Annotated in this window: 16 protein-coding genes; 13 read left to right on the top strand and 3 right to left on the bottom strand. The window is 39.8% G+C overall.

From position 1 onward, the window contains the following. Genes opp1C through M997_RS00790 form a run of 3 tightly spaced genes read left to right on the top strand, consistent with a single transcriptional unit; the run spans window position 1 to window position 2,454 of the window. Window positions 1–870 carry a nickel/cobalt ABC transporter permease gene (gene opp1C / locus M997_RS00800; protein WP_064718226.1) on the top strand — a complete coding sequence of 290 codons (870 nt, stop codon included), beginning with the start codon at window positions 1–3 and terminating at the stop codon, window positions 868–870. Beyond that, window positions 848–1,651, top strand: a complete 804-nt coding sequence (locus tag M997_RS00795) for an ABC transporter ATP-binding protein (RefSeq protein WP_064718225.1) — start codon at window positions 848–850, stop codon at window positions 1,649–1,651. The genes opp1C and M997_RS00795 overlap by 23 nt, the downstream gene beginning before the upstream one ends. A 50-nt stretch (window positions 1,652–1,701) precedes the next feature. Further along, entirely contained in the window at window positions 1,702–2,454 is a 753-nt protein-coding gene (locus M997_RS00790; RefSeq protein ID WP_064718224.1) for an ABC transporter ATP-binding protein, read from the top strand. A gap of 57 nt (window positions 2,455–2,511) precedes the next feature. Here M997_RS00790 and M997_RS00785 read toward each other — a convergent pair whose 3' ends face one another. Next, the gene (locus tag M997_RS00785) at window positions 2,512–2,940 is read right to left on the bottom strand and encodes a hypothetical protein (protein WP_064718223.1); all 429 of its coding nucleotides are present in this window, start codon (window positions 2,938–2,940) and stop codon (window positions 2,512–2,514) included. 484 nt (window positions 2,941–3,424) lie between these two features. On the opposite strand from M997_RS00785, the gene M997_RS00780 reads away from it, so the two are divergent. The 9 genes from M997_RS00780 to M997_RS00740 all read left to right on the top strand — a co-directional run bounded on the left by M997_RS00780 (window position 3,425) and on the right by M997_RS00740 (window position 13,667). After that, window positions 3,425–5,011: an FGGY-family carbohydrate kinase gene (locus M997_RS00780; RefSeq protein ID WP_064718222.1), complete on the top strand. Its 1,587-nt coding sequence runs from the start codon at window positions 3,425–3,427 to the stop codon at window positions 5,009–5,011. 40 nt (window positions 5,012–5,051) lie between these two features. Further along, on the top strand, window positions 5,052–6,698 hold the full coding sequence (locus M997_RS00775; RefSeq protein WP_064718221.1) for a hypothetical protein: 1,647 nt from the start codon (window positions 5,052–5,054) through the stop codon (window positions 6,696–6,698). 10 nt (window positions 6,699–6,708) lie between these two features. After that, entirely contained in the window at window positions 6,709–7,638 is a 930-nt protein-coding gene (locus M997_RS00770; protein ID WP_064718220.1) for a dihydrodipicolinate synthase family protein, read from the top strand. A gap of 22 nt (window positions 7,639–7,660) precedes the next feature. Beyond that, complete coding sequence (locus M997_RS00765; RefSeq protein ID WP_064718219.1) at window positions 7,661–8,713, top strand: sialidase family protein; 1,053 nt, start codon at window positions 7,661–7,663, stop codon at window positions 8,711–8,713. Window positions 8,714–8,733: 20 nt separating this feature from the next. Then, entirely contained in the window at window positions 8,734–9,708 is a 975-nt protein-coding gene (locus M997_RS00760) for a tripartite tricarboxylate transporter substrate binding protein (protein WP_064718218.1), read from the top strand. Window positions 9,709–9,762: 54 nt separating this feature from the next. Next, entirely contained in the window at window positions 9,763–10,224 is a 462-nt protein-coding gene (locus tag M997_RS00755; protein ID WP_064718217.1) for a tripartite tricarboxylate transporter TctB family protein, read from the top strand. 19 nt (window positions 10,225–10,243) lie between these two features. Then, entirely contained in the window at window positions 10,244–11,761 is a 1,518-nt protein-coding gene (locus tag M997_RS00750; RefSeq protein ID WP_064718216.1) for a tripartite tricarboxylate transporter permease, read from the top strand. Between the two features lie 54 nt (window positions 11,762–11,815). Then, window positions 11,816–12,817 carry a LacI family DNA-binding transcriptional regulator gene (locus M997_RS00745; protein WP_064718215.1) on the top strand — a complete coding sequence of 334 codons (1,002 nt, stop codon included), beginning with the start codon at window positions 11,816–11,818 and terminating at the stop codon, window positions 12,815–12,817. 259 nt (window positions 12,818–13,076) lie between these two features. Continuing rightward, window positions 13,077–13,667: a DUF4291 domain-containing protein gene (locus M997_RS00740; RefSeq protein WP_064718214.1), complete on the top strand. Its 591-nt coding sequence runs from the start codon at window positions 13,077–13,079 to the stop codon at window positions 13,665–13,667. 50 nt (window positions 13,668–13,717) lie between these two features. Here the strand turns inward: M997_RS00740 and metF are convergent, their stop codons facing one another. Beyond that, on the bottom strand, window positions 13,718–14,617 hold the full coding sequence (gene metF / locus M997_RS00735; protein WP_064718213.1) for a methylenetetrahydrofolate reductase: 900 nt from the start codon (window positions 14,615–14,617) through the stop codon (window positions 13,718–13,720). Between the two features lie 318 nt (window positions 14,618–14,935). On the opposite strand from metF, the gene M997_RS00730 reads away from it, so the two are divergent. After that, complete coding sequence (locus M997_RS00730) at window positions 14,936–15,286, top strand: DUF488 domain-containing protein (RefSeq protein ID WP_064718212.1); 351 nt, start codon at window positions 14,936–14,938, stop codon at window positions 15,284–15,286. 127 nt (window positions 15,287–15,413) lie between these two features. Here the strand turns inward: M997_RS00730 and glpD are convergent, their stop codons facing one another. Continuing rightward, complete coding sequence (gene glpD / locus M997_RS00725; protein ID WP_064718211.1) at window positions 15,414–16,910, bottom strand: glycerol-3-phosphate dehydrogenase; 1,497 nt, start codon at window positions 16,908–16,910, stop codon at window positions 15,414–15,416. Window positions 16,911–17,185: the final 275 nt, after the last annotated feature.

Genomic DNA, 17,185 nt, shown 5'->3' with positions numbered 1-17,185 from the left:
ATGTGGCAACTTTTCTGGCAAAGACTCTCTCAAGATAAAAGTGCACAACTGTGCTTTTTTGTGATTATTGTTGTTATTTTTGCTGGAATATTTGCGCCTTGGATTGCGCCACATGATCCGACTTTAACCTCGATACGCTTAAAATTTCAGCCAATAAGTATTAATTACCCACTAGGTACTGACAATCTTGGGCGCTGTATTTTCTCGCGCTTATTATTTGGTATACGCACCACGGTTTTTTACGCGTTATTGGCAATGTGCGTCACCTTAATAATGGGTTGGTTAATGGGGATGTTAGCCGGATATTTTCAGGGCAAAACAGATACCTTTATTATGCGATTATGTGATGTGGTGCTGTCATTTCCTGCTGAAATAATGATTTTGGCATTAGTAGGAATTATGGGTCCTGGAATTGGTAATATTTTAATTGCCGTTATTTTAGTGAAATGGGCATGGTATGCCCGAATGATACGCGGCGTAGTACGACAATACTCTCATCGTAATTACATTGCTTATGCTCGTGTTATTGGTGCGCCATCTAGCCATATTTTACGTCGTCATTTATTACCAGTGACGCTGGCAGAAACTATTGTTTTAGCCTCAGCTGATATTGGTAGTGTTATTTTAATGATCTCTGCACTCTCATTTTTGGGACTAGGTGTGCAACCACCAACGCCAGAATGGGGAAATATGCTAAGCGAAGCTAAAAACGTGATGATATTACACCCTGAACAAATGCTACCCGCAGGTATTGCGATAACCGTGGTTGTGACGGCATTTAATTTTTGGGGTGATTTTTTACGAGATGTGTTTGATCCTGATAATCGTCAGTCAGTAGGAAAAAAAGATGAACAAATTACTGACGCTTAATTCAATTTCAATAAAACATAAAAACTCAGAAAAAAAATTGATTGAGGATATTTCATTCTCTGTAAATAAGGGGCGCACTTTAGCTATTGTTGGAGAAAGTGGCTGCGGAAAAAGCCTTCTTAGTAAAGTGATAATGGGTTTATTACCAGAAACATTGCAATTTTCCGGTGAAATTTACTTAGAAGAAAAACCTATTGAGCATCAATCTTTATCTCAGCGACGCGCTTTATTAGGTACTACTTTGGGCGTGATTGTACAAAATGGCATGAGTGCGTTTGATCCCCTAATGACCATTGGTAAACAATTTAGCCAAACGTTAATTTATCATTTTTCATTAAATAAAAAGCAGGCAGAAGCTCAAACCCGTGACGTATTATCTCATATTTTTCCGACACAATATCAAACAGTCATGCGTGCTTATCCAAACCAATTAAGTGGTGGCCAATTACAACGCGTGATGATAGCTATAGCGTTGGCGTTATCACCCAAGCTCTTAATTGCAGATGAACCAACAACCGCTCTTGATGCACCACTGCGACGAGATATTTTACAATTACTTCAGCAGGTAATTGAAAGTCAAAAATCGACACTGATTTTTATTTCTCATGATTTGGGATTAGTTAATGAAATTGCCGATGATATTTTAGTGATGAAAAAAGGGCGAGTGGTGGAATATGGTGAAAAAAACCAAGTATTAAATTATCCCACACAGGATTATACCCGTTATCTTATTGATGCGAGAACACGGCTTTCGATACGTTTTAATCAATTAATTAATTAATTAATCGAGAGTAATAGAAAATCATACTTAAAAAGAGGGGGCGATAAATAATGTTATTGCGGGTCGATAATATCAGTAAATATTACTCACAAAATGGTTCTCTTTTTGGGCGTAAAAATAAAACTGTAATAGATTCACTCTCCTTTAATATTGCCAGTGGTGAAGCTTTTGGTTTGGTGGGTGAAAGTGGTAGTGGAAAAAGTACCTTAGCACGATTAGTGGGTGGTTTAGAATTACCTGACAGTGGCGCTATTTATTTAAATAATAAGCCTGTCAGCCAAAGATTGCATCGCCAAGGTATTATTAGCATTGTTTTTCAAGACTATACGACATCGGTCAATCCTACATTAACCGTGGGCGAAATTATTGCTGAGCCAATACGGATCATGAATAGCGCGTTGACGAATCAAGGAACACAACAGCTTATTTTTTCTTTATTAGATAGAGTAGGTTTAGCTAAAAGTCACTATCAACGTTATATTTATGAGCTTTCTGGTGGGCAAGCACAACGGGTCTGTTTATGTCGAGCTTTGGCTTCTTATCCTCAATTTATTGTATTAGATGAAGCTCTGAGTTCTTTAGATTTACCGACACAAGTACAAATACTTGATCTATTAAAATCATTAAAAGAAGAGTTTCAATTATCTTATCTTTTTATTAGTCATGATATTCAAACAGTGGCTTATTTTTGCGATAAAGTGATGTTTTTCTCTCAAGGAAAAAAGATTGAGCAATGTAATATCACGGAGCTTAATCAAGTAACTCAAGATTATTCTAAACAACTTTTAGCTAGTGTTATTTAAACAATAGCGATTTAAAAAAGTTAAATCGCTATTTATCAGATAGGTATAGAAGAGTGATTAAAGATTATTCATTAAATATTCTTGTACTGCTTTTGCATCATTGCTCGCATTAAAATCGATACCAAATAACAGTGTACCTTCTTTTATATCAATAGTACGTGGTGTTGCTTTTGTGCAGGTAATATTCTGAATTTTCTCTTTTACTGTTTCTTGTGCTGCTTTGGAGCTTTCACACACATGAATAACACCGGTTAAACCCTCGTTGCAATAGCCATCAACGCCTGTTGTTTTTAGGTCATCAGCAGTAAATGCAGCCCAATCAAATGCCACATTAATATTAGCGTTACAGCTTTTATTAACATCGGCGATACGAGATTGAATATTATCTTCAAATTTCTGTTGTAGTTCTTTTTCAGCTAATGTGGCTGAAAATGCAGAAGTTGAAATGAGTAATAAAGAAAAAGTCATTATGTATTTTTTAAACATATTAAGATGCTCCAAAATTGAATAGACATAAAAATTAATATCTATTTAATGTAGTCGTATATAAATTGATATCAATAAGAATGGTGTTAATTTTTTACTATTTTAATAATATTTAAATTGTATTTATAATATTACTTTTTGAAAATACACTTCTTATTTGTTATTTAATCAATAACGACTTTAAATAAGTAAATTAATTATCTAATTAAGCTTAATTTGAGTGTTATTACTTAGTATTATTTATATTTCTTTTATTTAGTAATGCTCGTTATTTTAATAACGAACATAATCGATTCAGTCGCTATATTTCTATGTAATTTTCTTCATTTATTAAATATTCAATTAAATCAATCAAATAAATTATCTATGTAGATCTGTATCACAATATAGTCTCATTGAGATTGTTTTTTCATCATGCTCGAATTAACTTGCTAACTCGAAGTAGCAAAAATTAGCATAGCGTTAGCAAATGATGAGGGTTCGCATGGAACAACAATATTTTATTGGCGTTGATGTTGGCTCAGCCAGTGTCCGTGCAGCGGTATTTAATCGCAATGGAAAGCGTTTAGGCTTTTCTGTTCGGCCTATAGCTCAGTTTCGTCCTAAAACAGATTTTGTTGAGCAATCTTCGCGTGATATTTGGCAACAGGTTTGCACAACAGTAAAAGAGTCTGTAAAGCAATCTGCTATTGACCCTGCTCATGTGAAATCTATTGGCTTTGATGCCACTTGTTCTTTGGTTGCTGTTGGTGAGCAGGGAAAAGCGCTATCAGTTTCGCCAAGTGGTCATCCTGAGCAAGATATCATCATGTGGATGGATCATCGTGCAGTCGAAGAAACGATGACGATTAATCTGACCAATGATTCTTCACTGAGATATGTCGGTGGTGAAGTCAGTATTGAAATGGAATTACCCAAAATTCTTTGGTTGAAGAATAACTACCCTGAACGTTATCAGGATGTTTGGCGATTCTTTGATTTAGCCGATTTTTTAGTATGGAAAGCAACCGCAGGAGATGTAGCAAGTACTTGCACATTAACCTGTAAATGGAATTACCTTGCTCATCAAAGCCAGTTTAGCGAGACCTTGTTAGCCGATGTAGGATTGGATGAATTATTAGAAAAAGTACCTCAAACCATCCTTGCTTTAGGTGAACAGGCCGGCTGCCTTAGTGATTCTGTGGCTGAGGCTTTCGGATTACATACGGGAGTGATTGTTGCTTCCGGCATTATTGATGCCCACGCAGGTGGACTTGCTTTAACAGCGGCACAGCCTGAAGGCAGCTTGGCAATTATTAGCGGCACATCTAATTGCCATATGATTGTTAGCCAATATCCAATTATGGTTCCGGGAGTTTGGGGGCCTTATTTTGGCGCTATGTTGCCTGATTTATGGTTAAACGAAGGTGGACAAAGTGCTGCTGGTGCATTGGTTGAATGGTCGATTCGTCGCCATGAATCATGGGCTGAATTATCGCTAGAAGCTGAACAAAAAGGCGTGAGTTATTACGCATTGCTTAACGATGCGGTTGCAGAATTAGAAACATTAGAAGCTTATCCAACAGCCCAATTTCATGTTTTAGCCGATCATCACGGTAATCGTTCGCCTCGAGCTAATTCATCAGCAAAAGGAATGGTAAGCGGTTTAACACTCGAAAGTGGCCGTGTATCACTGGCTCGTTATTATCTAGCTACATTGCAATCTATCGCTTATGGCACTCGCCATATTATCGACACCCTTGAAGATGCAGGGCACCAAATCAACCGTATTGTTATGTGTGGTGGTGCAACGAAAAATGCATTGTGGTTACGCGAGTATGCCAATGCAACAGGTCGTGAAATTCATTTGGCACAAGAAGAAGATGCGGTGAATTTAGGTGCTGCCTTGTTAGGTGCTGTTGCATGTAAAGCATTTGATGATTTCTCTCAAGCAGCCAGTGCTATGGTGCGTGAAGGCGGTGTAATTTCACCCGATAGCGATACTTACGCATTCCATCAAGCCAAATATCAAGTTTATTTACAGATGTATCAAGATCAGCAGCGCTACAACGAGATGATGTCAGATTGCTGAGCATCGATAACGAACGAATTTACTTCACCAGGGATATCTTATGTTGAACTTAAACCTACCAAAATTACCAGAAACCATCACCGCAGGTCCGAAAGAGATCTTGATGGTAACTAACGCAGACTTACGTGAGCCTGCAAACGTGACTTGTTGGCCCGTACAGAAAAAATTTGAAGATAAATTAGAGTCAGCATTAGCTGCGCAAGGCTACAAAATGAAACGTGCTCATGCAATTAATGAAGCACGTGGTCATGGTTTTATCAGTAGTCAGCGCGAAGGTTGCGATATGTTTGCTGCTATCGACCCTGATGCACCCGTTATTGTGTTATTAACCGCATGGCAATATTCACATCATATTGCTTCTTCATTAGCGCATCACCGTGGCCCAATTTTACTATTGGCTAACTTTGATGGTACATGGCCAGGTTTAGTTGGAATGCTGTGTTTAGCCGGCACCATGACCAGCTTAGGTAAAAATTATTCACGTTTATGGTCAGAGAATTTTGATGACAAATTCTTTGTTGATGGATTGGCTACTTGGTTAGATTATGGCTCGGTAAATCATAAGCTTAGCTATTTAAAAGATATCGCACCAACGCATAAAGTGATGGCGACAGAGGCCGGAAATGTTGGTCGTCAAGTCGGCGAATACATAATTAAAAATAAAGAAATCATTGGTTTGTTCGATACATTCTGTATGGGAATGATTAACGGGGTCTTCCCACAACAGGCAATGATTAATATTGGTATGCCAATTGAATCACTTTCTCAGTCTGCGTTACTGGTCGAAATGGCCAAAGTGCCAGTGGAATTAAGAGAAGCATGTTTGCAGTGGTATGAAGATAACGGGATGACGTTTATGTTTGGTCAGGATGACAAAACTGAACTGACTCGCGAACAGGTAATGGAGCAGTGCGCCATGATGATTGCAATGGCGCGTTTCGTTAAACGTTTCGGTTTAACCGCAGTGGGTGTGCAATATCAGCAGGGCTTAAAAGATTGTTGCCCTGCATCTGATTTTGCTGAAGGTGCAATTGGTTCAACCGCACGCTTCCCTCTGCCTGACGAAAATGGCGAAATAATCTGCCCTAATACGCCAATTCCTTGTATTAATGAAGTGGATATGGGAACGGCTATTCCTCAAACGATGTTATGGCGTTTATTAACTTCGTTAGGATTACCAGCAGAAACCACGCTGCATGATATTCGTTGGGGTAGTGAATACGAAGGAACATTCTACTGGGATATGGAAATTTCAGGTTCTGTTCCATTCGAGCATCTCAAAGGTGGCCTTAAAGGTGCGACAGGTTATAGACAGCCTGCAATGTTCTTCCCTAAAGGGGGTTCTACTATCGCAGGTCAAGGCAAGGCAGGACGCTTGTTATGGGGTCGTGCACACTATGAAGGTACTGATGTGATTATGCATATTGGTACGGGTGTTGCTGTTGAATTACCAGAAGCAGAATTTGAGCGCCGCCGTAGAGCAACTAACTATGAATGGCCATTATTGAACTGTACGTTAGATGGCGTCACTCGTGATGACCTTATGGGTGGACATCAAAGTAACCACATTACTGTGGCTTATATCGATGAAGATAAACTGGCGTTTGTGCTGCAGGCATTTGTTGCTCAGGCATTAACACAAGGTATCAAAGTGAAAGTGGCAGGCGATGCCATTAACTTACTGTAAGGACATCACGATGAGTCAGCAAAAATACGTTGGTATCTGGCCTGTTATGCTAACCCCCTTTGATGTTAAAGGGGAGATTGATTGGGCGTCATTAGAACGCCTTGTAGACTGGTATATCGATTCGGGTGTACATGGGTTATTTGCCGCCTGTCAATCAAGCGAAATGTTTTATTTAAGTGATGAGGAAACTCAAGCACTGACCCGTTTTATCGTCGCAAAAACAGATGGAAGAGTACCTGTAGTTGCTTCTGGTCATACTGCAACAGCATTGAGTCAGCAAAAAGAACAATTGCAAGCAATGGCTGCTACCGGCGTCGATGGCGTCATTATGATCAGTAACCGCTTGGCTTTAGTCGGGGAGCCTGATGAGAAAGCGTTAGAAACACTACAAGTTTTAACTGCTGTTGTACCACAAGAGATCGATTTGGGCATTTATGAATGCCCTTATCCATATAAACGATTGTTATCAGAAGAAATTGTCGAGTGGTGTGCGAAAAGCAATCGCTTTACCTTTATCAAAGATACCTGTTGTTCTCTGCCGATGATAGAACGTCGTCTGGCATTAGCCGAAGGTAGTCGCTTGCATTTAGCCAATGCAAACAGCCAAACATTATTAGCCTCTTTCCAAGCAGGATGTCAGGCTTATAGCGGTGTAATGGCCAATTTCCATCCAGAGCTTTATGTTTGGCTTTATGAGAATTGGCAGGATAAACCAGAGCAGGCAGCAGTATTAGCTGAATATTTATCAACAGCAGCGATGACCGAAACACTGGATTATCCAGCGTGCGCCAAATATCATCAGCGCCTTATTGGTAATTTCAGTACGCTGGTCTGCCGTTCCCGTAACAGCAGTCAGTTTGAAAATTCATTTTTCCCAAGTGCCGTTAACAGTATGACGGCGTTAGGTGAAAACATGAAGAAATGGCTTTCGTTATCTTAATTTAGGACACAGGAGTAGGAATATGCCTTTCGTGATGAAGGAAACTCAGTTTGTGCTAGATAATGCACATTCACTTTTTAATCACTGCCATGCTTCAACGATTGTGCGTGTGCCTAATACTGAGCGTTTGTTAACCGCTTTTTTCGCTGGTGATAAAGAAGGTAGCGGTAATACTGCTATCTGGCTGGCGATAAAAAAAGGTGATAGTTGGCAACATGCTCAGCCTGTTGTTAAAAATCCGGGCGTTGCACATTGGAATCCGGTCTTACATGTTGAGCCATCAACAGGTAATATCTGGCTGTTTTACAAAACTGGCCCCGATGTACATAGTTGGACAACCCACTATGTTATTTCGAAGGACGGCGGAAATAGCTGGAGTTTACCCAGTGAGCTGGTTTCTGGTGATGTGACACCTAGAGGTCCTGTGAAAAATAAAGTATTAGTGATGTCAAATGGCGAGTGGTTGGCACCAGGGTCGGTCGAGGATGACCAATTCTGGGATGCGTTTGTCGATATTTCTGGCGACAATGGTCAACACTGGCAGCGAGTGGATATTCCAATAGAACACCATCAAGGTGGGCAAGCGGAACATGAAATCTGGCAAGGCTTAAAGGATGATGCCTTATGGGAGACAGATCTACAGCGCGTTTTTCAATGGGACGGCGTAATACAACCAACACTATGGGAATCCCGGCCTGGACATGTGCATGCCATGATGCGAAGTACTCGCGGCGCTATTTATCGCAGCGATTCAACGGATTATGGCCGCAATTGGTGTCCGGCATATGCAACAATATTACCAAATAATAATAGCGGCATTGATGTCGTCTCCTTCGCAGATGGTCAGTTGGCATTGGTGTATAACCCGAATTCAGGAAACTGGAGCCGACGTTATCCCATCTCTGTCAGTCTTTCATCCGATAATGGCAGTACTTGGTCTGAACCGTTCGATTTACTGGATGGGGAAGGCGAATTTTCATATCCGGCTATTATTGCTCAGGACAATACCCTACATGTTACCTTTACGTGGAACAGAAAAAACATTGTCTATCAGCAACTAGTAGCTACTCAATAAAAAAGTGGAGAAAGGGTTTTATGAAAAAGAGTCTACTCGCAGCGTTGGCGATTACGATGACACTGGGCATGGGGAATGCAGTAGCCCAACAGTTAACGTATCCTACAAAAAATATTGATGTAATTATCCCGAAAAATCCGGGTGGTGGTACAGATACTTCTGCGCGCACTATCGCTGAGTTTGCGAAAGATGTTATGCCAGCCGGTCGTATTTTTGTTCCAGTGAATAAACCAGCAGGTAATGGTTTAACAGGTTTGATTGAAGTCGCAAATGCTCGTCCTGATGGTACTAAGTTAGTCATGACAACGGTTGAGTTGGCGATGTTCCCACATCAGGGTAAATCGCCGGTCACTTATAAAGACTTTACACCGATTGCGACCACAATAGCTGACCCTGTTGTATTAGTCGTTAATGCTAATTCACCTTATAAAACACTACAAGAATTTATCGATGGTGCGAAAGCGAATCCAGGTAAATTAAAAGTAGGTAACTCTGGTATGGGAGCAATCTTCCACCTTGCGGGTGTGAATATCGAACGTACTACGGGAACTAAGTTTAACCATATCCCTTACAACGAAGGTACTGGGCCATCTATCGCAGCTTTAGTGGGTGATCATATTGATGGCGTATTAACGACTCCGGGTGCAGTAAAATCCCAAGTTGATGCTGGTATTTTACGTGTATTAGGTGTAATGGATGAGCGCCGTTTTCCATTATTCCCAGCCGTTCCTACCTTTAAAGAAGCATTGAAGTTAGATACTAACGTGAAAATGCGTGCTTGGGCTGTATTAGCAACAACGGCAGGTGTGCCAGATAACGTTAAAAACGAGTTAGTGGGTGCTTTCTCTGAAGTTGTTCAAAAACCTGAATATCAAGAAGCGCTGAAAAAACAAGGTATTATGCCTGTATTCATCACGGGTGACGATGCTTACCAAATGATGAAAGAAGACCACGAGATGTACGCTGAATTAATTTCAACAACTCTGAAAAAATAACCTTTCTATAAACCACCCTATCCGCTAGCCGGATAGGGTCGGGGAGATCCCGACATGACTAAAATCAATACAATCATCGGTGCGATTTCAGTAGCTTTTGGGTTACTAATTATCTATCTCTCCCGTGATATGAGTATGTTTGATGAATATGGTGTACCAGGGGAGCGTTTTTGGCCTTATGGTTTAGCCATCTTATTTGTTTTACTGGGGATTTTTCAATGGATAAGTGTGGTTGTGCAAAAAGTTAAGCATATCCATCAATCTGTTGATCTAAGTTCGACTGCGGTTAAGCGTGCTTATGGCTTAGGTATTTTTATGCTGCTGTATGCAACCGGCTTGCATTTCTTAGGTTTTATTATTCCGTCATTGCTTCTTATCCCAATCATTATGTGGTTGATGAATGAGAGAAAACCTATCGCAATGGTCATTATTCCTATCGTGATTGTTGCTGCTGTTTATGTCTTTTTTGACATTATCTTTAATTCACCTCTGCCAACCTCTGTCTTTTTTGAGTAAGCGGTAAAGGAGCTTTGGTATGGAAATATTAGATGCTTTAATGGTCGTTTTCAGCTTGGAAACGATAACGATGATCCTGTTAGGGGTATTCGCGGGTATTATTATCGGCGCATTACCTGGTCTAACAGTAAATATGGGAATTGCCCTTCTTCTTCCATTAACTTATTCCTTTCAAGGAATGACAGGAATTCTATTACTACTTGGTATGTATTGCGGTGCGGTATATGGCGGGTCTATTACAGCAATATTAATTAGCACACCGGGAACACCTGCATCAGCTGCAACGGTATTGGATGGTTATCCAATGGCGAAAAAAGGTGAAGCTGGGCGCGCTTTAGGTTTATCTACGATGGGATCCATGTTTGGTGGGATCTTCAGTACCATCGCACTTATTGTGATTGCGCCACAGTTGGCCAAAGTGGCAACGGGGTTCTCTGCTGCTGAATACTTTGCACTTGCTGTATTTGGCATAAGTATTATTACCAGTGTATCATCGCAATCGATTGTGAAAGGATTGATGGGGGGCGCAATTGGTTTAGCTATCGCAACTATTGGGCTAGACCCGATGACATCAGGCCCTCGTTTTACTTTTGATACGGTGTATTTAATGGGGGGAGTTTCTTTTATTCCAATTCTGGTTGGGCTGTTTGCATTCTCTCAAGGATTGATTAGCTTTGAAGAGGAATACCGCGAGCGTAAACAGAAGAAGAGTGAAAAGATTAATGCTCGTATTCATCGTGTATTACCAACTTGGTCTGATTTTAAACGTGTACTGCCAACCTATTTCCGCTCATCTGCAATAGGTACGACCATTGGTGCTATTCCGGGAACGGGTGGAGATATCTCATCATTTATCTCTTACAACGAAGCAAAGCGTTGGTCAAAACACCCTGAAGAGTTTGGCCACGGTTCACCAGAAGGTGTTGCTGCACCAGAAGCTGGTGCAAACTCAGTAACAGGCGGAACAATGGTGCCTTTAATGACCTTAGGGATCCCCGGTGATGGTGCAACAGCCATTATTATGGGTGCCTTTATGGTGCAAGGACTTGCTTTAGGACCACAGCTTTTTACTGATAATCCCGTTGAGGTTAATAGTATTTTTATTGGCTTAATGATGGCGAATATATTCCTCGGTATCTTAGGTTTCTTATGTATGAAACTCTTTGTTCGAGTGATGGATGTACCTCGTCGCGTTTTAGTCCCCATTATTTTTGTACTATGCAGTGTCGGTGCGTATTCAGTTAATCATAGTATCATTGATGTATTTGTGATGATGGGGGCTGGGTTATTAGCTTATATCATGATTAAGCTTGATTTCTCTATGTCACCGGTTGTGATTGGCATTATTCTTGGACCGATGGCGGAATCTAATTTACGTCGTGCTTTAATGATGTCTCAGGGTGATTTATCTATTCTGTATACACGCCCAATTACCGCAACATTTTTAGCAATTGCACTATTAACGCTGGTATTGCCGATAGTGGGGCTAACGTTAAAATCAATGTGGAAGAAATGGCGAGCTAAACCCGCTCAATAATGGTTAACCCGCCCTCACTGATAAGGTGAGGGCAATCTTAATGATGGAATATTAATGGCAAAAACAGTTGAACAGATTGCAAACGACCTGAATTTGTCTATTACCACAGTTAGATTAGTATTAAATGGTAAAGGTGACCAATATCGGATCAGTGCAAAAACACAAAAGAAAATCGCTGATTATGTTGAAGTTTTTGGTTATACCGTTAACCATGCAGCAAGAAGCTTAAAACTGAATAAAACAGATACCTATGGTCTGGTTATTCCTCGTCTCTCCAATCCATTTTTTGCGGCTTTAGCTGAAAAATTAGAAATGCATTGTCACCAAATTGGTTGTCAGCTAACGATTAGCTGTACCTATGGTGATATCAAAAATGAAAATAAGCTTGTTAAATCAATGGATGAACGCAATGTTGATGGTATTTTTATTGTATCGGCAAGCCGAAAAAATCAGCTACATCATGTTAAACATCGCCAAAAACCCTTAGTTTTTTTAGATAGAGATTTTTCTGTACCTGATGCAATTTGTGTTGCTTCAGATAACTGCGACAGTGGTTTGCAACTAACCAAAGCAATGATAAGAGAGAACTCACCCATTCATTTTTTTGCGGGAGATGCTTTGCTGCCGACTATCGCTGCGCGTTTACGTGGTTATATTCAAGCTATTAAAGCGCATTATGGCGATGATAACCAAGTGACGGTCTCTTATGCTGAACACAACACCACAAAAGATGGTGAGCAGATGATGAGGCAATATTTAGCGCAATACCAACAAATACCTTCCCATTTCATTGCGTCTTCATTGCCTGTTTTGGAAGGAATATTAAGCGTAATACGTCAACAACAGGGTGCTATTCCTGAGCATTTGCATATTGGCACATTTGATGAACATATTATGCTGAGTTTTTTGCCTAATAATGTGTGGTCAATGAAGCAAGACGAGGCATTACTGGTAGAAAAAGCCTTTAAAATCATGGCTGCAAAAATTTCAGGTGAAACTGTAAAATCGCCGCCATTGGTTAAAACTCAGCTGATCGAACGCCTTATTTCTGCTTAGATAAGGCAATTAATTTTCTTATTTTGCTTACTTTATGAAGTTAAATAGAGTCAGTATTTGTCTCATTGTGGTGTATTTAACACACTATCGTGACATTAGTCCGCTTGTTTTATTGCTATTCTTTTTTTTATTTCTTTTATTGCGCGTTACCCTATCTGTTGTCTTAATGAAAATAGCAGCCCTTGATTATCATTAATCAGAGGCTCATAATTTAGGCAGATAGTTCCATTTTATTAATATAAAAGGATATTAAAGAAAGATGAACGATGATGTTGACCGATGTCCTGAGTGTCAAGTAAGGGCATTTTATACGGATAAATTTGTTCGTGTTTATCAAGCCTACTCGAATACAATTGCTCAGAGCGCAGTCGCAAACGGGACTTTTGTTTCCCCACCTTTCAGCTTAACGCGTATGACATGGGTAAAACCCTCTTTTCTTTGGATGATGTATCGTTCTGGTTGGGGACGTAAAGATCCTAATCAAGCCTCTATTTTAGCGGTTGATATTACCCATGAAGGGTTTCAAACGATGCTTACCAAAGGCGTTATAAGTCATTTTGATCCAGACAGCTACGCAAGTGGTGAAGCATGGAAAAAAGCAGCCGAAGCTAGTGATATTCGCATTCAATGGGATCCAGAGCGAGATATTTATCTTAACCGATTAAATTATCGCACTATTCAAATCGGTTTACGTAATCAAGCCGTTGAACAATATTGCAAAGATTGGATTGTGAATATTACAGATATCACTGATAAGGTTCATCAAATTGATGCCTGTATCGCAAATGGTGATTTAGATACAGCTTACCGCTTATTGCCAGTAGAAAAACCTTACTGTTTTGGTGAGTAGTCTTTGCCAAAAAGTCACCCCGCTATATTGATTGGCGGGGTAATTGTTTTTTATGCTGTTACCAGTTCTGGACGTACACCCAGTGTATGACAAATTGCATAAGTTAATTCTGAGCGATTAAGTGTATAAAAATGAAAGTCTTTCACGCCTTCACGGCTTAAAATTTTCACCATATCAATAGCGATAGAAGCGCCCACCAAACTACGTGTTTCTGCGTCATTTTCTAGCCCATCAAACATTTTATTCATCCAACCAGGAATTTTAACATTAGTTAATCCAGCAAAACGGGTAAGCTGTTTAAAGTTGGTCACGGGTAAAATACCCGGAATGATTTCGACGTCTATTCCTGTTGAAACACAGCGGTCACGAAAACGTAAATAGCTTTCTACATCAAAGAAAAACTGTGTAATTGCTCGGTTTGCTCCGGCGTCCACTTTTTTCTTTAAATTGATTAAATCAGCTTGGGCGCTTTTTGCTTCAGGGTGAACTTCTGGATAAGCAGCGACAGAAATATCAAAATCGCCCACACTTTTCAGTAAATGCACTAAATCAGTGGCATACATTTGCGGTTTTTTTGAGTTATCAGGTAAATCACCACGTAATGCAACAATATGGCGAATACCGTTTTGCCAATAATCTTGGGCGATATGTTGTAGTTCTTCACGGCTTGCATCTACACAGGTTAAGTGTGGTGCTGCTTCTAATCCTGTACGTTCTTTAATTCCTTTAATAATCGAATGTGTTCTATCTCGCTCACCTGAATTTGCACCATAAGTCACAGAAACAAAACGAGGTTTTAAGGTATTTAAACGTGCGAGCGATTGCCAAAGGGTATTTTCCATCTCTTCGGTTCGAGGCGGAAAAAACTCAAAAGAAACATCAATCTTGCCATTTAACTCAGCTAGATTTTGGTTAAGTGCCTCATGTTGGCTTGCGTGATAAAAGCTCATACCTATACCTCATTGATGTAATGTCACTGTGTTTTTATTTTTATTTTATTACGTATTACCACTTATTTAACCGTCCAAACGTTTAGACGTCTAGAAGTAGATTCTCTTAATTAGGTTATTTAGTCAACAGTTATTCACCTTATTTTTGATGAGGATAATTCAATGGAAATAAGAAAAAATTTCATGTTGAGGTAATGGATTACGTAGAGTTTAAGAAAGAAAAAGGGTACTTAAGGCGAAAAAATAAGGACTTTGTCTGATAAATAAAAGTCGTTATCTTCTACAATAAAACTAAATTAAGTTGTCATTGGAGGCTAAATGATTATATGTAAGCGAGTTTATGGTGATAAAGAAGGCGAGAATGAAGGTTATCGAGTATTGGTTGATAGACTTTGGCCTAGAGGTATTAAAAAAGCAGATTTTCATTATGATGAGTGGAATAAAAACGTTGCACCATCATCTGAATTAAGAAAGTGGTTTCATGGCGGTGAAGGCGATTTTATTGAGTTTACTCAGCGCTATATTAAAGAGCTGGAAGTCGCTCCTGAAAATTGGCAGCCGTTGTTGCAAATAGCCAAAGAGAAAACATTAGTTTTACTCTATTCAGGTAAAAATGAGCAGCAAAATAACGCAATAGTACTAAAGGATTTTTTAGATAAAAAATTGTGATATCAGTAGGTTATCATTTAAGAGACTCTTTGTGAAAAAACAAAAAAAGTGGCGCGGTATAAGGCGCCACAAAAATTGCTAATAAGAACATTAAACAGAGTCAGAGAATACGTTTACCGTTTGTGAGTTAAACAGTTACTTTTGTATTGGTCTCTAGCCATTGGGTAATACGTTGTTTTTGTTCGTCATTTAACCACATGCCGAGTTTGGTGCGACGCCAAATAGCATCATCAACACCAATTACCCACTCATGTTTTACTAAATAACGCAATTCAGCTTCATACAGATTATGGCCAAAGTTCTCGCCCATACCGGCTAAATCGCTAATACCTTCAAGCAACAATTCAGTATTGCTACCATAAGTGCGAGCAAAACGCAGAGCCAATGCTTCTGGTAACCATGTATGACGTTGACGAATTAAGCGTGAATAACCATCACGGTCACAACCTTCTAAATTACCGCCGGGTAACTGCCCCTCTTTAGTCCAAGGTTTACCCATATTAGGGAAATAGGCATTAAGTTTATCAACGGCATGCTCACCTAATTTACGGTAAGTGGTTAATTTACCACCAAAAACAGACAGCAGTGGCGTTTTACCATTGTTATCATGTACATCAAGAGTGTAATCACGGGTGATGGCTTGCGGTGAATCAGATTCATCATCACATAATGGGCGAACACCGGAGTAATTCCAAACAACGTCATCTTTAGTCAGTTGTTTCTTGAAGTGATCATTGTAGACTTTCAGTAAGTATTGAACTTCGTTGTCATCAATGGCCACATCTTTAGGATCACCGCTATATTCTACATCTGTTGTACCGATGATAGAGAACTCATCCATCCAAGGAATAACGAAGACAATACGATTATCTTCGTTTTGTAAGATATATGCTTGTGGCTCGTTATGGGCACGAGGAATAACAATATGGCTGCCTTTAATGAGACGAATACCATAAGGTGATTTGAGTTTTAAGCCTTCATCAAATAAGGTTTTAACCCAAGGCCCAGCCGCATTAACTAAAGCTTTGGCTTGATAACACGTGGTTTCGCCAGAACGCATATCTTGTGCTTCGACCATCCACAGATCATTTTCGCGCCATGCACGAGTGACTTTGGTGCGAGTTAGTACTTCACCACCACGACGAACGATTTCTTGCGCATTAAGTACGACTAAACGTGCATCATCAACCCAACAGTCTGAATATTCAAAACCACGAGTAAAATCAGGTTTTAGTACAGAATTTGCACCGAATTTGATGCCCTTGCTGCTTGGTAAACTCACGCGTTTTCCTAAATGATCATAAAGGAACAAACCAATACGGATCATCCATGCTGGGCGCAAGTGGGGTTGATGTGGCAGACGAAAACGCATTGGAAATGCGATATGTGGCGCCAGTCTTAATAATACTTCACGCTCAGCTAGCGCCTCGCTAACTAAACGGAATTCGTAATGCTCTAAATAGCGTAAGCCACCATGAATTAGTTTTGAACTAGCGGAAGACGTTGCGCTTGCCAAGTCTTGAGCTTCCAGCATTAACACTGAAAGGCCTCGGCCTGCTGCATCCGCCGCAATTCCAGCGCCGTTTATTCCGCCGCCGATGACAATCAAGTCTTTGGTTTCCATAACATCCTCCTAAGAATGCGCGAAAAAATTCTTTAATGTTCGTTTTCGCTCATAATTGTAATGATATTTGCAGAAAATGCCAACTATATAACTGATAAAAAACATTAGTGCGTGATATAGATAACAATTTATTATCATATCCCCACAAATAGTGTGTTTATTGGTACAAAGGGAACATGGCTAATTGATTGATAAAAATAGAAAAGATAATTAATGAAGAGAAAGTATAAAGAATAGACGAAAATAGAAAAACAATAAGGAAAACGAGAAAAAGT

This window comes from Proteus hauseri ATCC 700826 (genome assembly GCF_001654965.1).
Taxonomy (GTDB): Bacteria; Pseudomonadota; Gammaproteobacteria; order Enterobacterales; family Enterobacteriaceae; genus Proteus; species Proteus hauseri.
The sequence above is the reverse complement of the archived record's forward strand: the minus strand, read 5'-3'. Positions and strand labels throughout refer to the sequence as shown.

What these genes read in the sequence shown, in the direction of transcription:
- opp1C (WP_064718226.1), top strand. Translation starts at nt 1, where the DNA reads ATGTGGCAACTTTTCTGGCAAAGACTCTCTCAAGATAAAAGTGCACAA.
- M997_RS00750 (WP_064718216.1), top strand. Translation starts at nt 10,244, where the DNA reads ATGGAAATATTAGATGCTTTAATGGTCGTTTTCAGCTTGGAAACGATA.
- M997_RS00745 (WP_064718215.1), top strand. Translation starts at nt 11,816, where the DNA reads ATGGCAAAAACAGTTGAACAGATTGCAAACGACCTGAATTTGTCTATT.
- M997_RS00755 (WP_064718217.1), top strand. Translation starts at nt 9,763, where the DNA reads ATGACTAAAATCAATACAATCATCGGTGCGATTTCAGTAGCTTTTGGG.
- M997_RS00765 (WP_064718219.1), top strand. Translation starts at nt 7,661, where the DNA reads ATGCCTTTCGTGATGAAGGAAACTCAGTTTGTGCTAGATAATGCACAT.
- M997_RS00780 (WP_064718222.1), top strand. Translation starts at nt 3,425, where the DNA reads ATGGAACAACAATATTTTATTGGCGTTGATGTTGGCTCAGCCAGTGTC.
- M997_RS00795 (WP_064718225.1), top strand. Translation starts at nt 848, where the DNA reads ATGAACAAATTACTGACGCTTAATTCAATTTCAATAAAACATAAAAAC.
- M997_RS00770 (WP_064718220.1), top strand. Translation starts at nt 6,709, where the DNA reads ATGAGTCAGCAAAAATACGTTGGTATCTGGCCTGTTATGCTAACCCCC.
- glpD (WP_064718211.1), bottom strand. Translation starts at nt 16,910, where the DNA reads ATGGAAACCAAAGACTTGATTGTCATCGGCGGCGGAATAAACGGCGCT.
- M997_RS00740 (WP_064718214.1), top strand. Translation starts at nt 13,077, where the DNA reads ATGAACGATGATGTTGACCGATGTCCTGAGTGTCAAGTAAGGGCATTT.
- M997_RS00785 (WP_064718223.1), bottom strand. Translation starts at nt 2,940, where the DNA reads ATGTTTAAAAAATACATAATGACTTTTTCTTTATTACTCATTTCAACT.
- M997_RS00790 (WP_064718224.1), top strand. Translation starts at nt 1,702, where the DNA reads ATGTTATTGCGGGTCGATAATATCAGTAAATATTACTCACAAAATGGT.
- M997_RS00775 (WP_064718221.1), top strand. Translation starts at nt 5,052, where the DNA reads ATGTTGAACTTAAACCTACCAAAATTACCAGAAACCATCACCGCAGGT.
- metF (WP_064718213.1), bottom strand. Translation starts at nt 14,617, where the DNA reads ATGAGCTTTTATCACGCAAGCCAACATGAGGCACTTAACCAAAATCTA.
- M997_RS00730 (WP_064718212.1), top strand. Translation starts at nt 14,936, where the DNA reads ATGATTATATGTAAGCGAGTTTATGGTGATAAAGAAGGCGAGAATGAA.
- M997_RS00760 (WP_064718218.1), top strand. Translation starts at nt 8,734, where the DNA reads ATGAAAAAGAGTCTACTCGCAGCGTTGGCGATTACGATGACACTGGGC.